Consider the following 21079-nt stretch of genomic DNA (forward strand, 5'->3'; position numbering starts at 1 on the left):
GGTAGCGCGATGGATCTGTTCAACCACCGGCTGCGGCTTCATGCCGATCCTTCGCGCGTCGTGGTGCGGCCCTTCCATATCGCATGGGGCGGCGGCAACGGCGCACCGCCCAGCCGGACCGAACGGCTGGTCGGCGAAGTGCTGGCGATGACGCCGCAGGAGGCGCGCGACCAGTTGGAAACCGTGCTGAAGGATTTCGAAGCACGGCACTGGCAGACGCGACGCGTCTTCATGACCCGCTACGACCAGATCGAGGATCTGTTGAAGCTCGACGGGGCGAAGATCAGCGACGAGAAGCGGCAGTTGATCGGCGCCTATTTCTGCCACGAATACAGCTATGCCGCCGCCGCGCTGATGAACCCCTCGGCGGTGCCGCATTTCGACCAGACCGGCATCCAGCCGGGGTCGCAGCGTATCCTGATGTCGATGCGCGCGGTGGGTGAGGGGCATATTTCCTCGGTCGCCTTCCGCGAAGGCATCATCAACGACCAGAACCAGCTTCGCCTCGCGCCCGAGCCGCCCTTCGCCACCGCCACCGACGTGCATGGCTGGGGCGAGGAACATGCGCCGAGCGGCCCGATCACCGTCCACCGCCACCGCGATTCGACCCTGTCGGGCACGGTCATCTTCCCGATCACCCGCGCCCAGTCCAAGGGGCTGGAGGATATGCGCATCGTCCAGTTCACGCATGACGACGGCGCGGTGGAATGGATCGGCACCTACACCGCCTATGACGGCTCGGGCATCCAGTCGGAACTGATGCGCACCCGCGACTTCCGCGCGTTCGACCTGGTGCCGATGACGGGCTCGGCCGCGCGCAACAAGGGCATGGCGCTGTTCCCGCGCAAGGTCGGCGGGCAGTATATGATGATCGGGCGGCAGGACGGCGAGAATCTGTTCCTGCTCAAGTCGGACTCGCTGACGCACTGGGACGAAGGGGCGAAGATCCTGACCCCCGTCTATCCGTGGGAGCTGGTGCAGATCGGCAATTGCGGCCCGCCCATCGAGACGGACGAGGGCTGGCTGCTGCTGACGCACGGTGTCGGCGCGATGCGCAAATATTCGATCGGCGCCGCGCTGCTCGACAAGGACGATCCGTCCAAGGTGCTCGGTCGGACGAAGCAGCCGATCCTGGCCGCCAAGGATCAGGATCGCGAAGGCTATGTGCCCAATGTCGTCTATTCCTGCGGCGCGATCCGCCACGGCGATTCGCTGTTCCTGCCTTACGGCATCGCGGACAGCTCGATCGGCTTCGCCTTCGTGAAGATCAGCGAGTTGCTGGCGGCAATGTGATCACCTGGCGGCGCGTGTTGCGATACAGCGCCGCCACGATCCCCAGGAACACCAGCGTCCCCCCGACCAGCGCCGGGGTCGCGAACCCGTCTCCGACCAGCGCCAGCGGCGCGTCCGAGTTGGTCAGGTAGACGATCCCCGCAAAGCCCACGCCCCACAGGCTTTCGCCCACGATCATGCCGGTCGCCGCCAGCACGCCCAGCCGCTCGGCGGCTTCGGGATTGCCGCTGCGGCGGGCCCAGCGGTCATAGACATGGCCGATCGCCGCCCCCAGCACGACCGGCAGGGTCGCCGTCATCGGCAGATAGATACCCAGCCCCACGCCCAGCGGCGGCAGGCGAATCCAGCCGAGCTTGCCCAGCACCTCGTCCGCCACGATCACGCCGACACCGACCAGCGCCCCGATGCCGATCATCCCCCAGTTGAGGTCGCCACCCAGCACCCCCTTGGCCAGCGCCGAGATCAACGCCGCCTGCGGGGCGGACAGGGCGTTCGGGCCAGCCCCCGGCGTGCCGGCGAAACCCAGCGTCGCGTTGAGCAGGTCGAGCACCGGCGGGATCACCAGGCTGCCGAAGACGACGCCGATGACCAAAGCCACCTGCTGCTTCCACGGCGTCGCGCCGACCAGTTCGCCGGTCTTCAGATCCTGCAGATTGTCGTTGGAGATGGTCGCCACGCCGAACACGATGCCGGTGACGATCAGGGCATAGGCGACCAGCGCCTGCGCCGTATCGGGCGAGGTGCCGCGCCCGAACAGTCCGACCAGCAACAGCGCGGCGGCGAGGACGGACAGGATGCCGATCCCGGACACCGGGCTGTTCGACGCGCCGATCAACCCCGCCATGTAACCGCAGACGGCGGCGATCACGAGGCCGATGAGCAGGATGAACAACAGCGCTCCGCCGATCAACGCGAAGCCCGACGCCGCCAGCGGCCCACCCGCGATCACCGACCAGAGCAGCCCGGCGATCGGCACCAGCGTCGCCAGCGCGACCGCCGCGACGATCCCGATCGGCAGGTCACGCTCGCCCACCGCCAGCACCGCGCCGTCCCGCTTGGCCGAGGCGGCGGCGAGCGAAGAGCGGATGCCGCCGATCACCGGCCCGATGATCTTGAGGAGCGTCCAGATCGCCGCCACGCCGATCACGCCCGCGCCCAGGAAGCGTACGTCGCGACTGAACACGCCGCCCGCCCATTCGGCGACCGGCCCCGCCACGGGGGCCATCGCGGTCAGGATGGGCAGCGCCACCCACCAGCCGATCGCGATCCCGACCAGCATGGCGAGGCCGACCGACAGGCCGACCAGATGCCCGACCCCGACCAGGGCGAAGGACAGCCCGCCGGCAATCCCCGTCGCCCCCGCGCCGGTTCGGAAGAAGATCGCCGCTTCCGATACGGCCAGCTTGGTCTGGGTGAGCACCGCAAAGCCCGCCGAGGCGAGCGCGTTGACGACGATCAGGCGCAGGCCGGTCGCGCTCTCCGCCTCGCCCTCACGGCTGCCTGCACCGACCTTCAACACCTCGGCGGCGGCGCGCCCTTCGGGATAGGGGAGGTCGGTGTCGACCACCAGTGCGCGGCGCAGCGGCACCGAGAACATCACCCCCAATATGCCCCCGGTCGCGGTGATCCCGGCGGTCAGCAGATAGGGGAAACCCTGCCACCAGCCGATCATGACCAGGCCGGGCAGCACGAAGATGATCGCCGCCAGCGTCCCCGCCGCCGAGGCGACGGTCTGGACGATGTTGTTCTCCAGCACCGAACTGTTGGGCAGATAGCGCAGGATCGCCATCGAGATGACCGCCGCCGGGATCGACGTGGCGAAGGTCAGCCCGACCTTGAGCCCCAGATAGACGTTGGCAGCGGTGAACAACAGGGTGATGATCCCGCCCAGTGCGATCCCGCGAAGGGTGAGTTCGGCGATCGGCGGGGTGGTGGCGGTCGGAGTACGGCTCATGCCCGCAGATGTGGCAGAGTGCGGCGCGCTCGCCTAGCGTTTCCGTATGCGGGTGAGCGGGGAACGTGCGCTTCGACTTCGCTCAGCGCGAACGGGCAAGGTATCTTCCTCCCCCACCTCCGTTCGGCCTGAGCGAAGTCGAAGGCCACGGGATCTGTCTGCCTCCATCACGCCACCCCGTCGAAGGCCGGGGCCCCGTTGCAGTGCATTATCGATGGCGGGATACCGAAGCCACGCGCTCATCTTACCGCATTCTTCCAACTTGGTGGCACTTGGATCCCGGTTTTCGCCAAGCGCGCGCGATGGCTTGGAAAAACCCAATCCCGTGGCCTTGGACTTTGCTCAGGCTGAACGGAGGAGGGAAATTACCCCCGGAACAGGTTCCCCAGCACCCCCCGCACCACGGCGCCGACGATCCCGCCGCCAGCGCCGTTCGACCGCCGCCGCGAGCCGCCGCCGAATACCTGCTTGCCGATCTCGTTCGCCACCTGTCGCCCGATCGAGGAACTGGCCGATCGCGCCGCGCTGGTCGCCATCTTGGCCCAGGGCGAGTTCGCCGCCTCGCGCTGTTTCGCGATCCGCGCGCGTTCGGCGTCCTTCGCCGCCCTGGCATCGGCCTTGGCTTGTTGCGCCGCCTGTTTGTCCGCTTCGGTCGCCGCCTTGGCTTCGGCCGCAGCGGCGGCGGCTTCCTGCGTCTTGGCGGCGAGCAGTTCCTCCGCCGACTCGCGGTCGATCGCCTGATCGTATTTCGCGCCGACCGCATCGGTTTCGACCAGGACCTTGCGCTCCTCCGGCGTCGCAGGCCCGACCCGGCTGCGGGGTGGCGCGATCATCGTGCGCTCGACCGGCGAGGGGGAACCGTCGGGCTGGAGCAGCGAGACCAAAGCCTCGCCGACCTTCAACTCGGTGATCGCGCTCGCCACGTCGACGCCGGGATTGGCCCGGAAGGTTTCCGCCGCCGAGCGCACCGCCGCCTGATCGCGCGGGGTGAAGGCGCGCAGGGCGTGCTGCACCCGGTTGCCCAGTTGCCCGGCGATCTTGTCGGGCACGTCGATCGGGTTCTGGGTGATGAAATAGACGCCGACGCCCTTGGACCGGATCAGCCGCACGACGCGCTCGATCGTGTCGACCAGCGCGGGTGCGGCATCGTCGAACAGCAGATGCGCTTCATCGAAGAAGAAGACGAGCTTCGGCTTGTCCGGGTCGCCGATCTCGGGAAGTTGCTCGAACAGTTCGGACAACAGCCAGAGGAGGAAGGTGGCGTAGAGCTTGGGGCTCGCCATCAACTGGTCGGCGGCCAGGATGTTGACGACGCCGCGCCCCGAATCATCGGTGGCGATCAGGTCGGCCAGTTCGAGCGCGGGTTCGCCGAAGAAATGCACGGCACCTTGCGTGCGCAACTGGAGCAACGCGCGCTGGATCGCGCCGACCGACTGTTTGGACACATTGCCATAGGTGGTGGTGAGTTCCTCGGCCCGCGCGGCGCATTCGGCCAGCATCGCCTGGAGATCGTCCAGGTCGAGGAGCAGCAATCCTTCCTTGTCCGCGAGATGGAAGGCGATGGTCAGCACCCCCTCCTGCGTCTCGTTCAGCCCCATCATCCGCGCGAGGAGCAGCGGCCCCATCTCTGACACGGTGGCGCGGACCGGATGGCCTTGCGTTCCGAACAGGTCCCAATATTGCACCGGTGCGGCCTCATAGGCCCAGTCAGTCAGCCCCAGTTCAGCGGCACGCGCGGCGAAGGCGGCATGGGTCTTGCCCAGCGCCGATCCGGCCATGCCCAGCCCGGACAGGTCGCCCTTCACGTCCGCGACGAAGCTGGGCACCCCGGCGCGAGAGAAACCCTCGACCATCGTCTGGAGCGTCACCGTCTTGCCGGTGCCGGTCGCGCCCGCGATCAGGCCGTGCCGGTTTGCGCGCTTGAGGTCGATCGTCTGCGGCTTGCCGCCGCCCATGCCGATGAAGATGCCGTCCATGCCCGCATCTTATCGCGGTGTTGGGCGACGGGAATAGGAAAAGGCCGCCGCATCATCGAGATGCGACGGCCTTTTCTTCCGTCTTCCCCTGGTGAGGGAGGAAAAAGACGGGTGTTACTTGATGCGCAGCGGGATCAGGGCGCCCGCGATGCGACCGCGCGTGATCTGGGCCAGCACCTGCGGACGACCCGCCGACTTGGCCTCGGTCACGATCCGCTGGATGTCGGCGGCGCTGCGGATGGCGGTGCCGTTGATCGCGGTGATGACATCACCGCGCTTCAGCTTGGACGCCGCATCGCTCGACGGATCGACCGCCGCGATCACCACGCCTTGAGTCGTCGGATCGACGTTGATCGCGCGGGCGATCGCGGGGGTCAGCGCCTGCACCGACAGGCCCAGCCCGCCGCCCGCCGTGGGGGCGGCCTGCGCGTCGTCGTCATTGTCGGGGAAGGCGTCCGAACCATCGCCCATCGTCGCGCGCAGTTCGTCGTTCGACGGACGGGTCGCGGCGGTCGCGGTCAGCGACATCGGCTTGCCACCGCGCAACACGTCGAGCTGGACACGACCACCCGGCGGGACATTGGCGATCAGATAGGACAGGGTCTGCTCGGGCGTCACCGCCTGGCCGTTGACCTTGGTGACCACGTCGAAGGCCTTCAGGCCGGCCTTGGCGGCGGGACCGTCCGGCTCGACCTTGGCGATGATCTCGCCCTGGCCCTTGGGCACGCCCAGCGAGGCCGCGACATCGTCATTGACCGGGCCGCCGATCTGCACGCCCAGATAGCCGCGCTCGATCTTCTGGCCCTTCATCAGCCGGTCGATGATCGGCTTGGCGTCCTCCGCCGGGATGGCGAAGCCGATGCCGATATTGCCGCCCGACTGCGAATAGATCTGGCTGTTGATGCCGATGACGTTGCCGTTCATGTCGAACATCGGGCCGCCCGAATTGCCCTGGTTGATCGCGGCGTCGGTCTGGATGAAGCGGTCGTTCGCGCCGCCCTGGCCGGTCACGCGGTGCACGGCCGAGACGATACCGGCGGTCACGGTGCTCGACAGGCCGAAGGGCTGGCCGATCGCCAGCACCCAGTCGCCGGGCCGCGCCCGCGACGAATCGCCGAAGCGAACGAAGGGCAGGTTCTTGCCGTCGATCTTCAGGACCGCGAGGTCCGAGGTTTCATCGCGACCCACGACCTTGGCGGTATATTCCTTGCGGTCGTTGAGCGTAACGGTGATCGAATCGACCGACGCCCCCGCCGCGCCCGGCGCGATCACATGGTTGTTGGTGACGATGTACCCGTCGGGCGAGATCAGGAAGCCCGAACCCAGCGACGCGCCCTCGCGCTTCTGCGGCTGCGGTCCGCCCTGGCCGCCGAACTGGCCGAAAAAGCCCTCGAACGGCGTACCGGCGAACGGGTTCGCCTGCTGCTTCACGGTGATCGACTGTTTGGTGGAGATGTTGACGACGGCGGGCTGGAGCTTGGCGACCATGTCGGCAAAGCTCATCGGCGCACCGGCGCGGGGCGCGACGGCCTGGATCGCGCCCGGCTCGTTCTGCGCGACCTGCGCGGTGCCCGGCTGGAGGGCCAGGGTCGCGGTCGCACCACCGAGGAGGAGCGCACTGGTAATGGCGTAGGCGTAGCGCACTGGGCTAAGGTCCTCTCAATGAAGAAAATTCAGTTTGACCGTGGCCTATATGTCACGATTTTGCTGAACAACGCTTGAATATGAACAGGTCGAAAGGTGTATAAATCCTTATCGACCCGGCGCGGTGAATTCCTTCAGATAGCTGTTCTCGGGCGACAGAATGATCTGGGTGTTGCCATGTTCCTGCGTGCTGCCGTCCGCGCCGAAGGTATGGCGATAGGACTGCATGGCGCGGTAGAAATCATAGAAACCCGCATCCTTGCCAAAGGCTTGGGCATAGATTTGCGCGGCCTGCGCATCGGCGTCGGCGCGGACGATCTGCGCCTGCTTTTGCCCCTGCGCGGCGATGGTGATCGCCTCCTGCTGACGCGCGGTCTGCATCCGGGCGAGCGCGCTTTCCAGCGGGGTGCCCGGTGGCAATTCGGCCTCCTTGATCCGGACATCGACGATCTGCACGCCATACTGCCGGGCGATTCGGTCGAGTCGCACCTGGATCGCGTCCATCACCTGGCCGCGCTCCGGGCTGAGCAATTCGGTCGAGCGGCGCTTGCCCAGTTCGTTGCGCAGCGCCGAGCCGAAGATCGGGCGAAGCTGGTTGACGACGCCGTCGACGGTGCCCGCCGTCGCCAGCATCCGGCGCGGATCGACCACGCGGAAGCGTGCGAAGGCATCGACATTCATACGCAGCTGGTCGGTCGACAGGACCTGGGTCTTTTCCAGATCGAGATCGAGCACGCGCTTGTCGACCCAGACGATCCGGTCGACGAACGGAATGCGTGCGATCAGTCCAGCACCGCTCGCCCCCAGTTCCTCGTTTGGGCGATAGCCGTTGACGATCCGCCGCGGCTGTTCGAAGCGATAGATGACCGCCTGCTTGGTTTCGGGCACGATGGCGAAGGTCGCCGCCGCGACGATCACCGCGACCAGCAGGGCGACACCCAGCACGATCGGGTTGCGAAGGGTCAGGCCGTTCACTGGCCACCTCCCTGGGTGGTGGGGGTGGGCGTCGCGACTTCGGGCGGCGGCGGTGTCGGCCGCGCTTTGGACAGCGGCAGATAGGGGACGACGCCCGGTGCCTCGACGATGGTCTTGTCGGACTTGGCCAGCACGGCCTCCATGGTCTCGTAATACATGCGGCGGCGGGTCACTTCGGGGGCGAGGCGATATTGCTCGTACATCTTGTCGAACTGCGCCGCCTCACCCTGGGCGCGCGCGATCACCTGCTGCGCATAGGAGCGGGCCTGGTTCACATCGGCAACCGCACGCTGCTGCGCCGCCGTCACCTTGTTGAAGTCGTCGACGATCTGCTGCGGCGGGGCGGCCTGCTTGATCGCCACGCCCTGGATACGAACGCCCGAGCGATACTCGTTCAGGATCGCCTGGGTCATCTCCTGCACCCGCTGCTCGATATTGGTACGCCCCGAACCCAGCGCTTGGTCCAGCGTCGTCTCCGCGATCACCGCGCGCATCGCGCTTTCGGCGGCGGCGCGGACGGTTTCCTGCGGCTGGGCGAGGCGGAAGGCGTAGTCGCGCGGATTGGCGATGTCCCAACGCACCGAATAGGTCAGGTCGATGATGTTCTGGTCCCCGGTCAGGACCAGATTCGCGTCCGAGCCTTCGGGGAAATTCTCGGTACGGATTTTCTGCACGTCCAGCACGCGGACGCTGGCGATGGGAGCGGGGGCCGTGAACTGGATGCCCGGTTCCAATATGCCGGTATAGCGGCCGAAATAGGTGACGACGCCGCGTTGCTGCGGGCCGATCGGGTGGATCGAGGTATAGAGCACCCAGATGCCGAACAGGATCGCCGCGCCGATCGCCCAGAGCGTCCGGCCACCGGGCGCGCCCGGAATGCCGCCGAAGCCGCCCCCCGTGCCGCCGGGGCCTTCGCCCGGACCACCACCGCCGGCGCCGCGCGCCTTGCGGATGAATTCATCCAGCGCGGTGGGCTTGCCCGGTGCCTTGCGGCCACCCGGCGGCACCGCCCAGGGGTTGCGGGGGCCACCATCGGAGTCCTCGCCGGACCCGCCCCAGGGGCCCTTCGGCGTTTCGGCGGCTAGATTGGGGGGGCGTTGAAACCGGCCCGTCAGCTTTCTCATGCTCATCGTTATAGGAACGGTTCGCCGACAAAAACAGTGCCAAGCCGCGTATCGCATCCTATCTGGCGGCCATGAGCATCATCGAGACGGTAAAGGCGGCGGTGGCCGCGGTGGCGGGCAAGCGCGCGAATGTGCGGATGGAGGGCGCGCGGGCGGGCGTCGTCCTCGACACCACGGGGCTCGACGGCGCGGGCCGACAGGCGCTGGAGGAAGAGGTGAAGGCCGCCGCGATCCAGTCGGGGGCCGAGGACGTCCGCGTCGTCCTGACCGCCGAGAAGCGTGAGCGCCGGATCATCGCGGTCGCCAGCGGCAAGGGCGGGGTGGGCAAGTCCACCCTGTCCGCCAATCTCGCCATCGCGCTGGCGCGGGGGGGGATCAGGACCGGGCTGGTCGATGCCGATATCTATGGTCCGTCGCAGCCGCGCCTGATGGCCGCCGAGGGGGTGAAGCCGGTCGCGCAGGACGGCAAGCTGCAACCCGTGCCCACGCCCTATGGCGTGTCGTTGCTCTCGATGGGGCAGCTGGTCGAGCCGGACAAGGCGATCGCCTGGCGCGGGCCGATGGCGGCGGGGGCGCTCAGCCAGCTGGTCGATGGCGACTGGGGCGCGACCGAATTGCTGGTGCTCGACCTGCCGCCCGGCACCGGCGACGTGCAGCTGACCATGGTGCAGAAGCATCGCCCGGCGGGCGCGGTGATCGTCTCGACCCCGCAGGACCTGGCGCTGATCGACGCGCGCCGGGCGATCGACCTGTTCACCAAGGCGGGCGTGCCGATCATCGGGCTGGTCGAGAATATGGCGGGTTATTGCTGCCCCCATTGCGGCGAATATTCCGACCCGTTCGGATCGGGCGGGGCCGAGGCGGCGGCGGCGGAGCTGGGGATTCCGTTCCTGGGCCGGGTGCCGCTGACCATCGCGATTCGCATGGCGTCCGATGCGGGACAGCCGCCGGCGGCGGGGGAGGGGGACATGACCTTCGCACCATTGGCGAAGTCGGTGGCGGACTGGCTCTCGCGCGGATGAAACCGGCGGATCGTCGGGGCGTTGGAGCGGGATAGACCGCCCGCACCCCGTCGATCCGACAGGCCGAAGGGGCGGTCCGCCAAGGGGACCGTCCATGCCGCTCACCGATGATGAGGATATCCGCGCTCTGTTGCAGGAGGCGCGTACCATCGCGCTGGTCGGCGCCTCGGATCGCCCCGACCGGCCCTCTTACGGCGTGATGAAGCGCCTTCAGGATCACGGATATCGCGTGATCCCGGTCAACCCGCAGATCACCGGCGAGCATGTGCATGGCGAGTTCGTCTTCCGCGACCTGGGCCAATTGGGCGACCCCATCGACATCGTCGACATCTTCCGCCGCTCCGACGCGGTCGGGCCCATCGTGGACGAGGCGATCGCGGTCGGGGCCAAGGCGGTCTGGATGCAGCTTGGCGTCGTCAACGAGGAGGCCGCCGCGCGGGCGGAAGCCGCCGGGCTGAAGGTCGTGATGAACCGCTGCCCCGCGATCGAACTGCCCCGGCTGGGTGTGGAGCCGGTCGGCCAGGACTGAAACCATAACAAAGGGGAGAATGGCGATGGTGCCGATCCTATTGATGCTGGCCGGTCCGCAAGGACATGCCGGCCATGCGATGACCCTGCCCCGACTGACGCCCGCCTGCGCCACGGGGGCCTGTCCGGGCACGGCGAAGCCTTCACCCTATCGCCTGGCGCAGGATCACGGCACGCCGATCGATTCCAAGGCGCGGGCCTTCGCCAATGACGGCACGTACTGTGCCGTGGTCGGCGACAAATATTGCCGCAGCAAGCCGCGCACGCTGTTCCGCACCCAGATCGACTGACGCCCTAAAAATGACATAAGCGTAACGATGCTGACGGGCGTATCGTGGAACCGGGCATGATGCCCCGCGCCTGATCGAGATGGTCCGGGCGAACGCGATGCCGGGAGGTGTCATGGTGGCGATGACGATGGCGATGCTGGTGATGGCGGCGCCGGTTCAGGATGGAGCGCCACCGGCGGTCCCGTCGGTCGAGGCGATCATGGCGAAGACGCGCGAAGCGAGCGGGGTCCAGAAGCGCTGCGTCTACGACCCTAACGGGACCGACATCACCGTCTGCGGTCGCCGTAATGCCGATCGCTTCCGCATGCCCTTCGAAATCCCGCCGGAGCCCGGCGATCCGCGCCATGAAGGGGTGATGGATGAACGGACCAGGCTGCTCGCGCGCTCCAATTCGGTCAAGAGTATGTCGCCCTTTCTGGTCGGCGGTGGTCATGTCGGGGTCACGCTGGATACGAACCCCCGTGGCGGCGGCGGGCCGACGCTGCGCAAGCCTGCGCCATGACGCGAAGGAGGAACGGCCGATGATCGCCTTGTTGCTGATTGCCCTTCAGGCGAGCCAGGCCGCCCCGCCGCCGGTCGCCCCGGGCACGGAGCGTTTTTCGATCCTGGCGCGCGATCCCTGCCCGCCTTCGGCAGGCACCAGGGAGGATGTGATCGTCTGCGGGCGGCGGCAGGCCGACGACCGTATCCCAGACGTGCCGGGTGAGATACCGGCCGGCCCCATCCCCTCCAATCCGGAACGGACCGGGATCGGTGCGTTGCGGGCGTCGGGCACGCCCTGCGCGGCCAGCCAATGGGGATGTCAGACCGGGGTGAACATCCTGGGTCCCGCGATGCTGCTCGCCAACGAGGCGCGGATCGGGATCAGCAAGCTGGTCGACAAATCCCGCAACAAGAGCAACCGCGTTCCCATCGCGCTCGATGGACCGGGGCCGCAGGGGCATCTGGAACCCTGATATCGCGTCCCCATTCCTCCCCGGCACGGGGAGGTGGCAGGCCGAAGGCCTGGCGGAAGGGGGGCTTCCCCACAGGACATGGCTGGCCGCACGCCCCCTCCACCATGCTTCGCATGGTCCCCCTCCCCGTGCCGGGGAGGAGCGAGAAGCACTCTATTCCTCCCCAAGCTCGGTTGGGGAGGGGAGGATCGGGTGGTCAGGCCCCGGCCTGTCGCCGCGCGCGTGCCCGCGCCGAGGGCGGCGGGGTGAACCAGTCGGTCAGGGTCAGGCCAGTCTGCGCCATCGCTCGCAATACGACCTGCCCCGCCGCGCGCGCATCGCTCAGCGCGTCATGGTGGCGATGCTCCAGGTCCAAGAAACTCGCCAGCGTGTTGAGCTTGTGGTTCGGCAATTCGGGCCAGGCCCGCCGCGCGATCGTCACGCTGTCCAGCCAGCGCGCGGCGATCGGGGGCAGGGCGTCGCGCTCGCACGCGCGGCCCAGTGCGCCCTTGTCGAACCCCGAATGCGCCACCGTCACCCGCCCGCCCAGATGCGCGGCCAGTTCGGGATGGAGATGCGCGAAGGTCGGCTTGCCCAGCACATGCTCCGCCGTGATGCCGTGGATGCCGATGTTGAAATGGCTGAACTCGTCGCACGGGTCGACCAGCGTTTCATAGGCCAGCACCTCGACGCCCGCCGCATAGCCGACGATGCCGATCTGGCAGATGCTGCTGGTACGCTGGCACGCGGTTTCGACGTCGATGACCACGAAATCGGGGGAGATCATCCCGCCACTTTAGCGCCCTATCGCCATTCGAGCAATAAAAGGTCGCCCCATGGCTCGACAGCGACCGTTTCTATCCGCTACCCGCCGGGGCTCTACGAACGCTCGGGATACAGGAAGACGATATGGGCGACGCATTGCGGGTGGCTGTGGCGGGACTCGGCACGGTGGGGGGCGGCGTCATTCGCCTGCTCGACGCGAACCGTGACCTGATTACCCGGCGCGCCGGTCGCCCGATCGAGATCGTCGCCGTGTCCGCGCGTGACCGGACCAAGGACCGGGGCGTGGACTTGTCGCGCTTCGAATGGGTCGACGATACCGCCGCGCTCGCCTCGCACCCCGATGCCGATGTGGTGGTCGAACTGATCGGCGGATCGGACGGCCCCGCGCTGACGCTCGCGCGGACCGCGCTCGATGCCGGGCGCGGGTTCGTCACCGCCAACAAGGCGATGCTGGCGCATCACGGCCTGGAACTGGCGCGGAAGGCGGAAGCGTCCAGCGCGGCGCTGAAGTTCGAGGCGGCGGTGGCGGGCGGCATCCCGGTCATCAAGGGGCTTCGCGAAGGTGCGGCGGCCAACGCGATCGCGCGGGTCTATGGCATCCTCAACGGCACCTGCAATTTCATCCTGTCCAAGATGGAAGCGGAAGGCCGCGACTTCGCCGAGGTGCTCGCCGAGGCCCAGGCGCTGGGTTATGCCGAGGCGGACCCCAGCTTCGACATCGACGGGGTGGACGCGGCGCACAAGCTGTCCATCCTGGCCGCCATCGCCTTCGGGACGCAGCCCGCCTTCGATGACGTCGCGATCGGCGGCGTGCGGCATGTGCTGGCCGCCGACATCGCGCAGGCGGCGTCGCTCGGCTATCGCGTGCGTCTGGTCGGCGTGGCGGAGGAGGGGGCGAACGGCCTGTTCCAGCGGGTGCATCCGCATCTGGTGCCGCTCGACCACCCGCTGGCGCATGTCACCGGATCGACCAATGCCGTGGTGGCGGAGGGCAATTTCGTCGGCCGCTTGCTGTTCCAGGGCGCGGGGGCGGGCGACGGCCCGACCGCCAGCGCGGTGGTCGCCGACCTGATCGACATCGCGCGCGGCGAATATGGCGCGTCCTTCGCCATGCCCGCGCACGAACTGACCCCCGCCGCCAAGGCCGATAGCGGCGAGCGGCGCGGGCGGGCTTATTTGCGCTTCACCGTGCAGGACAAGGTCGGCGTCCTGGCCGAGATCGCCGCCGCGATGCGCGATGCGGGGGTTTCGATCGAGAGCCTGATCCAGCGCGGCGAAGCGGCCGATGGTGGGGTGATGATCGCGATCGTGACGCATGAAGGGCCGGAGCGCGCGGTGGCCCAGGCGCTGGAGCGGTTGCGCGGGAGCCAGAGCCTGGTCGGGCAGCCGCTGTTGATGCATATTCTGGGGTGATATCCCCGAACCGTCGCCCCAGCGCAGGCTGGGGCCTTTGGCGATGACGGCATTTCCTCGCCAGAGATCCCGGCCTGCGCCGGGATGACGGTGTGAAGGCTATTTCTTGATCAACCCGATCTCCACCAGCCGCTCGAACAGATAGTCATGCGCGGTGATCGGCTCCGGATAGCGATCCGGGTGCCCCTCGCTCACCGTCCCGGGCAGCGTCTCGATCAGGAAATCGGGGGCCGGGTGCAGGAAGAAGGGCATCGAGTAACGCGAAAAGCCGCGCCGCTCGACCGGCGGGTTGACCACGCGGTGGGTGGTCGAGGGCAGGACATGGTTGGTCAGCCGCTGGAGCATGTCGCCGACATTGACCACCATCGCCCCCTCGGGCGGGCGGATCGCCAGCCACTCGCCCGAATCGCGGTCGAGCAGTTCCAGCCCCGCCTCCTCGGCACCGAGCAACAGGGTGATGAGGTTGATATCCTCATGCGCGCCAGCCCGGACGCCCTCCGCATCCGCCGGGATCGGCGGATAATGGAGCAGGCGCAGCACCGAATTGCCGTCCTTCACCGCCGGGTCGAACCAGTGCGGGTCGAGTTTCAGATGGCGCGCGATGGCGGAGAGCAGCCGGTCCCCCGCCTTGTCGAACGCCGAGAAGAGCGCGATGAAATCCTCGCGGAACCCCTCAGGGCGTTCGGGCCAGATATTGGCGGGCATCCGGTCGGCATAGGCATGCCCCTCGGGCAGTTCGCGGCCGACATGCCAGAATTCCTTCAGGTCGACGACCTTGGCGTCCTTGGCGATCTCGGTCTTGAACGGGGTATAGCCGCGCGCGCCGCCGCCGCCGGGGACGTGATAGCCGCGCTTCTCCGCTTCGGGCAGCTCGAACAGCGCCTTGGTCTGCGCCCAGGCGCGGTCGATCAGGTCGGCGGGCACGCCGTGATCCGCGACGATAGCGAAACCGAACCGCTCGAACGAGCCGCCCAGCGCGGCGGCAAAGCCCTCGGGATCGCGGTCCTGATCGACGAGGCTGAGCGTCGGAACCTCGGCGGAGCGGGTGTCGGTCATCGTGATATGTCCAGAAAATCTAACAGGCTGGCATCACTATAACGCGCCCGAGCCGTCCGAACAGGCCGAGTTATCCGCCCAGCGTGATCGTCCCGGTCGATCGGTCGCCGCCCGCCGGACGCAGGTCGAGGCGGAAGGGCTTTTCCTCCGCCGTCTTGCCGACCAGCGCGCCGCCCTGATCGGTGAGCGTGAAGTCGGCGTCGCCCATCTTCTCCTGGAACCAGCCGCGCACGGTCGCCGGGTCGGCGGGGCTGTCGAAGGTCATGGTGAACGCCTTGTCACGGCCATTGCCGACATCGACGTTGCGGATCGTCGATCCCGGATAGAGGTGGACGCCGTTCAGCTCGAAATTATCCGCCTCCAGCGAGACCTTGGGCAGCTTGAACGCGCCCTGAAAGCCCGGCAGCGCCAGCTTCACCTCGCCCGACTTGCCATCGACCGAGGCCAGTGTCTCGCCATCCGAGCTGTTCACGGTGATCGACGTGCCCTGACTCGGTCGATCGCATGCCGACAGGGCCAGTGCCGCGACAAGCGGGAGCGACACGGTAATGCGGTACGGGGTGATCATGGCGGCAAACTCCCTTGCGTGCCCTGTTGATCCAATACAGCGAGTTGTACCCTGTGGGGTCCACAAGCTGTCGACGTGCTGAACGTCGCAGGGCGTGTGATGACAGCCACCGGGCCTCGGGCCGCTTTCCCGGTTTCCCTTCGGACCAATTCCCCCTAAGGGACAGCCATCATGTCCGAACCCCGTTCCGCTGCTCCGGCGGCGTCCGTCGTGGCCGAGCCGCCCGGCGCGCCGATCGGCTTTGTCGAATTCGTCCTCCTGATCGCGGCGCTGATGGCGCTGACCGCGCTCGGCATCGATTCGATGCTGCCGGCGCTGCCCGCCATGGGCGAGAGCCTGAATGCGTCGCCCGCCGCCCGCCCGTTCGTCGTCACCGCCTTCCTGATCGGGTTCGGCGTGGCGCAACTGGTGCACGGACCGCTCGCCGATCGCTATGGGCGGCGGCGGGTGCTGATCGTCGCGCTGGTCATCTATGTCATCGCCAATGGCGCGGCGGCGGTGGCGGGCAGCTTCACGCTGTTGCTGGTCGCGCGCGTCTGTGCGGGCGCGGCGATCGCGGCGACGCGGGTCGCGACGGTGGCGCTGGTCCGCGACTGCTATCATGGCCGCGCCATGGCGCAGGTCATGTCGATCGCCTTCATGGTGTTCATGATCGTCCCGATCCTCGCGCCTGCCTTCGGCGAACTGGTGCTGCTGTTCGGCAATTGGCGGCTGATCTTCTGGACGATCGCGGGGCTGGCGGGGCTGGTGCTGGCCTGGTTCTCCATCCGGATGCCCGAGACGCTGGCGCCCGAGGCGCGGCAGCCCATCTCGTTACCGCGCATCCTGGGCGGCTGGCGTGAGACGCTGAGCGACCGGCTGTCGCTGGGCTATACGCTGGCGGCGACCGCGCTGATGGCGGCGCTCTATGGCTATCTCAACTCGGTCCAGCCGATCATGGCGGTGACGTTCGGGCGGGAAAAGCTGCTCGCGCTGATCTTCGCCACCACCTCGGTCACGATGGCGGCGGCGAACCTGCTCAACTCGCGCATCGTCATGCGGCTGGGCACGCGGGTCATCAGCCACAGCGCGGTGACGATCCTGATCCTCGTGTCGGCGATCCATCTGGGCATCGCGCAATTCTGGGGTGAGTCGCTGATCGTCTTCGCCGTGCTCCAGGCGATTACCATGGCGTGTTTCGGTCTGGCGACCTCCAACTTCTCCTCCATGGCGATGGAGAATATGGGGCGGATCGCCGGAACCGCGTCCAGCGTGCAGGGCTTCACCAGCGTCACGATCGGTTCGCTGATCGGCGCGGGGATCGGCCAGGCGTTCGATACGACAACCCGCCCGCTGATCCTGGGCTTTCTGATCGCCGGATGCGTGGCCTTCGCGATGGTGTTCCTGACCGAGCGCGGGCGCATGTTCCGCCCCACCTGAACCCGCTCCGCTCGGGAACCGCCCGGCCCACCGCACCGTTCCTCATCTGAAACCAAGCAGAGGAGGCGAGCATGGGCGGACATCAGGTTCCCAGCCAGGGACCCGGCGACGATGGCTGGGACGAGGAAGGCTATGACGAGAGCCAGCGTGCCGAAATCCTGGAGGCGACGCGCAACGGCCCGACGGACGGCGTGCTGCTGACCGATATCGCACCCGATCTGGGCGACGATACGGTGGAGGACGAACCGATCGACGAAATCGACATGGATTCGGAGGAGGTCGGCGAAAGCGACGCCTCGGTCGACATGGATGCCGAGGATATCGACGAAGACGATCTCCAGGAGGATTTCGAGGACGAGACCGTCGCCGACGGCGATATCGACGAGGCCGACGACGCCGCGCTTCGGCCATGACGCGGTTGCCCGTGGCGCTGGCGGCGGGCGGGATCGTGCTGGTCGGCTGCTCGACCATGCCCGATCCCCGCGCCGCGATGCCGCCGATGATCTCCACCACCTTTCAGTGCGAGAATGGCAGCCGCTTCTGGGCGCGGTTCGATAACCGCGACGACAGCGCGTTGTTGCGTCTCGACGGCGATCTGGAGGTGCGGATGGCCGGACAGCCGGTCGCATCCGGCATCCATTATGCGGGCTTCGGCCATGACCTTCGCGGCAAGGGGGGTGAGGTTGTTTTGACACGGCCCACCGGTGACTCCCTGCGCTGCACCGCGTTTCGCTGAAGCGGGGGCGACAAAAGAGGCGGAAAAATGGCGGAAAACCGCGATCGCCCCATTCCGCCCCCATTTGGTTCATCTAAGTGACAGGAACTGTGACTTTCATGGCACAGCTTGTCGGAAGGCGACTGAAATTCGCGTTTCCCGTGCAACTCCTGGCGCAATTGCCGGTTAAGCGGGCCTGGGCTGAGCGGTTCGATCCGCCGCCCCACATAGAATAAGAGAAGGGTATCTCGTATGCGTAAGCTTTCCCTCGTCGCCGCTGCGGCGGCTGCGTTCGTCGCCGTGCCTGCCATGGCGCAGGACATGAACACCACCAGCGACACGTCGGCACCGGCCGCCGACACCGCGACCGCTCCCGACGGCACCCGCGCCTTCGGTATCGAGCCGTACGTCGCGATCATGGGTGGTTGGGAGCAGTTCGATCGCCAGTCGGTCGCCGGCATCCCCGCGCAGCCCAAGGGCTATAACCTGGACGGCGCGCTGGTCGAGGGCATCGTCGGTGCCAACATCCCGCTGGGCCCCGTGTTCGTCGGTGCCGAGGGCTCGGTCGCCAAGGGCGTGTCGGGTGACATCGACTGGCAGTATGGCGCCTATGGCCGCGCGGGCTTCCGCGCCGGTGAGAGCGGCCTGTTCTACGGCAAGGTCGGTTATCGCTGGAACAACTTCCACAACTTCGCGCCGGGCGTCGCTGGCGACCTGAAGCGCGACTATCACGGCACCGTGTATGGCGTCGGCGCGGAAGTCGGCCCCAAGGATATCGGTCTGGGCGGCCTGACCGGCAATTCGGGTCTGCGCCTCCGCATGGAAGTTTCGACCTTCGACGACGCGCATTCGTTCCGCCCGATGGCGGGTGTCGTCGCACACTTCTGATCCCTCTCGGATCCAGTTGGCTTAAGGGGACGGGGTTCGGCAGCGATGCCGAGCCCCGTTTTCCTGTGCGCGATGGCTCCCCATATCCATGGGGATGGTCGGACGGGTGAAGCGAAAGGCGGGGCTGATGGCCGCCGCGGAACGGGTCGAGGCGCTCGCGGTGCCGGTCTGCGCGCTGTGCGAAAGGCCTTTGGGGGTGAAGGTGGAATGGCACCACCCCGTGCCCAAGAGCGAGGGCGGGCGAGAGACGGTGCCGGTGCATCCCATCTGTCACCGCACGATCCATGCGACGCTGTCCAACGCGGAACTGGCACGGGCTTATGCGGACTTCGCGGTGCTGCGGGCGCATCCGGACATGGTGCGGTTTCTGAAGTGGATTGCGGGGAAACCGGCGGACTTCCATGCGCCGACGCGGGCGGCGCGGTGATTTTGTTTCACGCGAAGCCGCGATGACGCGAAGATTTTTGTTCGCGCGGAGGCGTGGAGGCTTTTGGGTTCGCGCAGAGGCGCGGAGGGCGCGGAGCAGACGCGCGGCTGGCCTTCACCCGCATCCACCCCTTCCGTTCAGCCTGAGCGCAGTCGAAGGCCAAGGGCATCCCCTTGCCCCAAGGCATTTTCGGGCCAGAGGCCCAAGCAGTTACTTGAAAGCGCTTCGCGCTCGGGGATGCGTTTATCAGAGGTCATCGCGTGGCCTTCGACTACGCTCAGGCTGAACGGCGCGGGGGAATGCACCCGCCATGATCTACTTCTCTGCGGCCTCTGCGCGAACCCGGAAATCTCCGCGTCTCCGCGCCTCCGCGCGAACAAAAAAGGGCGGACCGAAGCCCGCCCTCTCGCGGATCACTCCGCCGCGACGCCCGCGGCGGAGAACATGTCGCCGGTCTCGGTCGGCTCCTCGTTCGCCGCCTTGGCGGTCTTGGCCTTCTGGCGGGTGTCGAAGGCGTCCCACACGTCGTTCCACTGGCCGCGCGTCGCCGCCTTGGAATATTCGGTCGCCCGCGTCTCGAAGAAGTTGGCATGCTCCACGCCGTTGAGCAGCGGGGTCAGCCAGGGCAGGGGATGCTCGTCGATCATGTAGATCGGCTTCAGCCCCAACTGGCCCAGACGCCAGTCGGCGATGTAGCGGATATACTTCTTGATCTCCTTGGGCTTCATGCCCTCGACCGGGCCCATTTCAAAGGCGAGGTCGATGAAATTGTCCTCCAGGCGGATCGTTGTCTGGCACACATCGGCGATGTCGTCCTTGACCGCCTTGGTCAGGCACTGGCGCTCCTTGCAGAAGGCGTGGAACATGCGGATGATGCCCTCGCAGTGCAGGCTCTCGTCGCGCACCGACCAGCTGACGATCTGGCCCATGCCCTTCATCTTGTTGAAGCGCGGGAAGTTCATCAGCATCGCGAAGCTGGCGAACAACTGAACGCCCTCGGTGAAGCCGCCGAACATGGCCAGCGTGCGGGCAATGTCCTCGTCGCTGTCGACGCCGAAATTCTGCATGTAATCATGCTTGTCCTTCATCTCGGCATATTCGAGGAAGGCGCCATATTCGCTCTCGGGCATGCCGATCGTGTCGAGCAGATGGCTGTACGCCGCGATATGCACCGTCTCCATGTTGGAGAAGGCGGTCAGCATCATCTTGATCTCGGTCGGCTTGAACACCCGACCATATTTCTCGTGATAGCAGTCCTGCACCTCGACGTCCGCCTGGGTGAAGAAGCGGAAGATCTGGGTCAGCAGGTTGCGCTCGTGATCGGTCAGCTTCTGCGCCCAGTCGCGGCAGTCCTCGCCCAGCGGCACCTCTTCGGGCAGCCAGTGGAGCTGTTGCTGGCGCTTCCAGAACTCGAATGCCCAGGGATATTCGAAGGGCTTATACTGCTTGGAGGCTTGGAGAAGAGGCATCGGGGTTACTCCGGATACGAATGAGGTGAAGAGGGTGAAGGCCGGTTCAGCCGCTGCTCGCCCAAGAGCGCAGAGCGGTCGCGAAACCCGCGAGAATGATCCCGCCCATGGCGAACATGGTGCCCGCGATCAGCCGGGCATAGCGACCCTGGTCCGACCGGGGGCGGCGGAGTTGCAGCAGCAGCGTTGCGCCGATCCCGCCCAGTGCCGCCGCCACCGCGTACATGATGAACGCCGATGTCATGCGACCAATTCCGGCTTGGCGCGTTCCGAAACCGAACCCAACACAGGAGACTCAAGATGGTCGATGTCAGCCAGATCAAGGAACATGCGGAAGTCATCGGTGCGGACGGCGTCCATGTCGGCACCGTCGACCATGTCGATGGCGACCGCATCAAGCTGACCAAGAACGACAGCCCCCAGACGGAAGGCGGGCAGGGCGCCAAGCATCATTACCTGCCGATCGGCCTGGTCGCCGAGATCGAGGGCGACAAGGTCCGCCTGTCGGCCACCGCACAGAACGCCGTCGACCAGTTCGAAGAGGCGGAGTGATTTCCCAATCCCTCTCCCCTTGTGGGAGAGGGAGGGGCCCGCGGC

The 21079-nt window shown here is 67.0% G+C and carries 23 protein-coding genes; 13 read left to right on the top strand and 10 right to left on the bottom strand.

Features of this window, described 5'->3' with window-relative positions:
• The first annotated feature begins 9 nt into the window (after positions 1 to 9).
• The gene (locus QE379_RS04185) at positions 10 to 1293 is read left to right on the top strand and encodes a glycoside hydrolase family 130 protein (protein ID WP_306998134.1); all 1284 of its coding nucleotides are present in this window, start codon (positions 10 to 12) and stop codon (positions 1291 to 1293) included.
• Here QE379_RS04185 and QE379_RS04190 read toward each other — a convergent pair.
• The 5 genes from QE379_RS04190 to hflK form a co-directional block, all read right to left on the bottom strand.
• Positions 1268 to 3247 carry an OPT family oligopeptide transporter gene (locus tag QE379_RS04190; protein ID WP_306998136.1) on the bottom strand — a complete coding sequence of 660 codons (1980 nt, stop codon included), beginning with the start codon at positions 3245 to 3247 and terminating at the stop codon, positions 1268 to 1270. The two genes, QE379_RS04185 and QE379_RS04190, sit on opposite strands and share 26 nt — an antisense overlap.
• A gap of 365 nt (positions 3248 to 3612) precedes the next feature.
• Complete coding sequence (locus QE379_RS04195) at positions 3613 to 5223, bottom strand: helicase HerA-like domain-containing protein (RefSeq protein ID WP_306998138.1); 1611 nt, start codon at positions 5221 to 5223, stop codon at positions 3613 to 3615.
• Between the two features lie 114 nt (positions 5224 to 5337).
• On the bottom strand, positions 5338 to 6867 hold the full coding sequence (locus QE379_RS04200; protein ID WP_306998140.1) for a Do family serine endopeptidase: 1530 nt from the start codon (positions 6865 to 6867) through the stop codon (positions 5338 to 5340).
• Between the two features lie 108 nt (positions 6868 to 6975).
• Positions 6976 to 7842 (bottom strand): protease modulator HflC, encoded by an 867-nt coding sequence (gene hflC / locus QE379_RS04205; RefSeq protein ID WP_267435437.1) that lies wholly within the window; start codon positions 7840 to 7842, stop codon positions 6976 to 6978.
• On the bottom strand, positions 7839 to 8966 hold the full coding sequence (gene hflK / locus QE379_RS04210) for a protease modulator HflK (RefSeq protein ID WP_306998143.1): 1128 nt from the start codon (positions 8964 to 8966) through the stop codon (positions 7839 to 7841). The genes hflC and hflK overlap by 4 nt, the downstream gene beginning before the upstream one ends.
• Positions 8967 to 9037: 71 nt before the next feature.
• Between hflK and QE379_RS04215 the strand changes: the two genes are divergently transcribed.
• The 5 genes from QE379_RS04215 to QE379_RS04235 all read left to right on the top strand — a co-directional run bounded on the left by QE379_RS04215 (position 9038) and on the right by QE379_RS04235 (position 11762).
• Positions 9038 to 9988: an Mrp/NBP35 family ATP-binding protein gene (locus QE379_RS04215; protein WP_306998145.1), complete on the top strand. Its 951-nt coding sequence runs from the start codon at positions 9038 to 9040 to the stop codon at positions 9986 to 9988.
• Positions 9989 to 10082: 94 nt separating this feature from the next.
• Positions 10083 to 10517, top strand: a complete 435-nt coding sequence (locus QE379_RS04220) for a CoA-binding protein (protein ID WP_306998147.1) — start codon at positions 10083 to 10085, stop codon at positions 10515 to 10517.
• Positions 10518 to 10542: 25 nt separating this feature from the next.
• A complete protein-coding gene (locus QE379_RS04225; RefSeq protein ID WP_306998148.1) occupies positions 10543 to 10806 on the top strand; it encodes a hypothetical protein in 264 nt (87 codons plus the stop codon).
• A gap of 112 nt (positions 10807 to 10918) precedes the next feature.
• Entirely contained in the window at positions 10919 to 11308 is a 390-nt protein-coding gene (locus QE379_RS04230) for a hypothetical protein (RefSeq protein WP_306998150.1), read from the top strand.
• A gap of 19 nt (positions 11309 to 11327) precedes the next feature.
• Positions 11328 to 11762, top strand: a complete 435-nt coding sequence (locus QE379_RS04235; protein ID WP_306998151.1) for a hypothetical protein — start codon at positions 11328 to 11330, stop codon at positions 11760 to 11762.
• 196 nt (positions 11763 to 11958) lie between these two features.
• Here the strand turns inward: QE379_RS04235 and QE379_RS04240 are convergent, their stop codons facing one another.
• Positions 11959 to 12510, bottom strand: coding sequence for a 3'-5' exonuclease (locus QE379_RS04240; protein ID WP_306998153.1), 552 nt, complete (start codon positions 12508 to 12510; stop codon positions 11959 to 11961).
• 140 nt (positions 12511 to 12650) lie between these two features.
• On the opposite strand from QE379_RS04240, the gene QE379_RS04245 reads away from it, so the two are divergent.
• On the top strand, positions 12651 to 13940 hold the full coding sequence (locus QE379_RS04245) for a homoserine dehydrogenase (protein ID WP_306998155.1): 1290 nt from the start codon (positions 12651 to 12653) through the stop codon (positions 13938 to 13940).
• A 99-nt stretch (positions 13941 to 14039) separates the two neighbouring features.
• Here the strand turns inward: QE379_RS04245 and QE379_RS04250 are convergent, their stop codons facing one another.
• Positions 14040 to 14996: an isopenicillin N synthase family oxygenase gene (locus QE379_RS04250; protein WP_306998159.1), complete on the bottom strand. Its 957-nt coding sequence runs from the start codon at positions 14994 to 14996 to the stop codon at positions 14040 to 14042.
• Positions 14997 to 15066: 70 nt separating this feature from the next.
• A complete protein-coding gene (locus tag QE379_RS04255; RefSeq protein ID WP_306998161.1) occupies positions 15067 to 15564 on the bottom strand; it encodes a hypothetical protein in 498 nt (165 codons plus the stop codon).
• Between the two features lie 171 nt (positions 15565 to 15735).
• Between QE379_RS04255 and QE379_RS04260 the strand changes: the two genes are divergently transcribed.
• From QE379_RS04260 to QE379_RS04280, 5 genes are all read left to right on the top strand, one after another.
• The gene (locus QE379_RS04260; protein WP_306998163.1) at positions 15736 to 16983 is read left to right on the top strand and encodes a multidrug effflux MFS transporter; all 1248 of its coding nucleotides are present in this window, start codon (positions 15736 to 15738) and stop codon (positions 16981 to 16983) included.
• Between the two features lie 71 nt (positions 16984 to 17054).
• Complete coding sequence (locus QE379_RS04265) at positions 17055 to 17396, top strand: DNA primase (RefSeq protein WP_306998165.1); 342 nt, start codon at positions 17055 to 17057, stop codon at positions 17394 to 17396.
• A complete protein-coding gene (locus QE379_RS04270; protein ID WP_306998167.1) occupies positions 17393 to 17719 on the top strand; it encodes an MliC family protein in 327 nt (108 codons plus the stop codon). The genes QE379_RS04265 and QE379_RS04270 overlap by 4 nt, the downstream gene beginning before the upstream one ends.
• A gap of 231 nt (positions 17720 to 17950) precedes the next feature.
• Positions 17951 to 18586, top strand: a complete 636-nt coding sequence (locus QE379_RS04275; protein WP_306998169.1) for an outer membrane protein — start codon at positions 17951 to 17953, stop codon at positions 18584 to 18586.
• Between the two features lie 127 nt (positions 18587 to 18713).
• Complete coding sequence (locus QE379_RS04280) at positions 18714 to 19013, top strand: HNH endonuclease (protein WP_306998171.1); 300 nt, start codon at positions 18714 to 18716, stop codon at positions 19011 to 19013.
• A 413-nt stretch (positions 19014 to 19426) separates the two neighbouring features.
• Here the strand turns inward: QE379_RS04280 and QE379_RS04285 are convergent, their stop codons facing one another.
• Positions 19427 to 20482: a ribonucleotide-diphosphate reductase subunit beta gene (locus QE379_RS04285; protein WP_306998173.1), complete on the bottom strand. Its 1056-nt coding sequence runs from the start codon at positions 20480 to 20482 to the stop codon at positions 19427 to 19429.
• A gap of 46 nt (positions 20483 to 20528) precedes the next feature.
• The gene (locus tag QE379_RS04290; RefSeq protein WP_306998175.1) at positions 20529 to 20726 is read right to left on the bottom strand and encodes a hypothetical protein; all 198 of its coding nucleotides are present in this window, start codon (positions 20724 to 20726) and stop codon (positions 20529 to 20531) included.
• Between the two features lie 56 nt (positions 20727 to 20782).
• On the opposite strand from QE379_RS04290, the gene QE379_RS04295 reads away from it, so the two are divergent.
• Positions 20783 to 21034 carry a DUF2171 domain-containing protein gene (locus tag QE379_RS04295; RefSeq protein ID WP_306998178.1) on the top strand — a complete coding sequence of 84 codons (252 nt, stop codon included), beginning with the start codon at positions 20783 to 20785 and terminating at the stop codon, positions 21032 to 21034.
• Positions 21035 to 21079 lie beyond the last annotated feature (45 nt).

The organism is Sphingomonas sp. SORGH_AS_0879, assembly GCF_030819175.1.
Lineage (GTDB): Bacteria > Pseudomonadota > Alphaproteobacteria > Sphingomonadales > Sphingomonadaceae > Sphingomonas.

Bases quoted from the DNA above. Each gene is read 5' to 3' on its own strand.
- QE379_RS04260 (WP_306998163.1), top strand. From the start codon at position 15,736: ATGTCCGAACCCCGTTCCGCTGCTCCGGCGGCGTCCGTCGTGGCCGAG.
- QE379_RS04220 (WP_306998147.1), top strand. From the start codon at position 10,083: ATGCCGCTCACCGATGATGAGGATATCCGCGCTCTGTTGCAGGAGGCG.
- QE379_RS04185 (WP_306998134.1), top strand. From the start codon at position 10: ATGGATCTGTTCAACCACCGGCTGCGGCTTCATGCCGATCCTTCGCGC.
- QE379_RS04215 (WP_306998145.1), top strand. From the start codon at position 9,038: ATGAGCATCATCGAGACGGTAAAGGCGGCGGTGGCCGCGGTGGCGGGC.
- QE379_RS04245 (WP_306998155.1), top strand. From the start codon at position 12,651: ATGGGCGACGCATTGCGGGTGGCTGTGGCGGGACTCGGCACGGTGGGG.
- QE379_RS04280 (WP_306998171.1), top strand. From the start codon at position 18,714: ATGGCCGCCGCGGAACGGGTCGAGGCGCTCGCGGTGCCGGTCTGCGCG.
- QE379_RS04225 (WP_306998148.1), top strand. From the start codon at position 10,543: ATGGTGCCGATCCTATTGATGCTGGCCGGTCCGCAAGGACATGCCGGC.
- QE379_RS04190 (WP_306998136.1), bottom strand. From the start codon at position 3,247: ATGAGCCGTACTCCGACCGCCACCACCCCGCCGATCGCCGAACTCACC.
- QE379_RS04255 (WP_306998161.1), bottom strand. From the start codon at position 15,564: ATGATCACCCCGTACCGCATTACCGTGTCGCTCCCGCTTGTCGCGGCA.
- QE379_RS04265 (WP_306998165.1), top strand. From the start codon at position 17,055: ATGGGCGGACATCAGGTTCCCAGCCAGGGACCCGGCGACGATGGCTGG.
- hflK (WP_306998143.1), bottom strand. From the start codon at position 8,966: ATGAGAAAGCTGACGGGCCGGTTTCAACGCCCCCCCAATCTAGCCGCC.
- QE379_RS04230 (WP_306998150.1), top strand. From the start codon at position 10,919: ATGGTGGCGATGACGATGGCGATGCTGGTGATGGCGGCGCCGGTTCAG.
- QE379_RS04290 (WP_306998175.1), bottom strand. From the start codon at position 20,726: ATGACATCGGCGTTCATCATGTACGCGGTGGCGGCGGCACTGGGCGGG.
- QE379_RS04275 (WP_306998169.1), top strand. From the start codon at position 17,951: ATGCGTAAGCTTTCCCTCGTCGCCGCTGCGGCGGCTGCGTTCGTCGCC.
- QE379_RS04295 (WP_306998178.1), top strand. From the start codon at position 20,783: ATGGTCGATGTCAGCCAGATCAAGGAACATGCGGAAGTCATCGGTGCG.
- QE379_RS04270 (WP_306998167.1), top strand. From the start codon at position 17,393: ATGACGCGGTTGCCCGTGGCGCTGGCGGCGGGCGGGATCGTGCTGGTC.
- QE379_RS04235 (WP_306998151.1), top strand. From the start codon at position 11,328: ATGATCGCCTTGTTGCTGATTGCCCTTCAGGCGAGCCAGGCCGCCCCG.
- QE379_RS04250 (WP_306998159.1), bottom strand. From the start codon at position 14,996: ATGACCGACACCCGCTCCGCCGAGGTTCCGACGCTCAGCCTCGTCGAT.
- QE379_RS04285 (WP_306998173.1), bottom strand. From the start codon at position 20,482: ATGCCTCTTCTCCAAGCCTCCAAGCAGTATAAGCCCTTCGAATATCCC.
- QE379_RS04195 (WP_306998138.1), bottom strand. From the start codon at position 5,223: ATGGACGGCATCTTCATCGGCATGGGCGGCGGCAAGCCGCAGACGATC.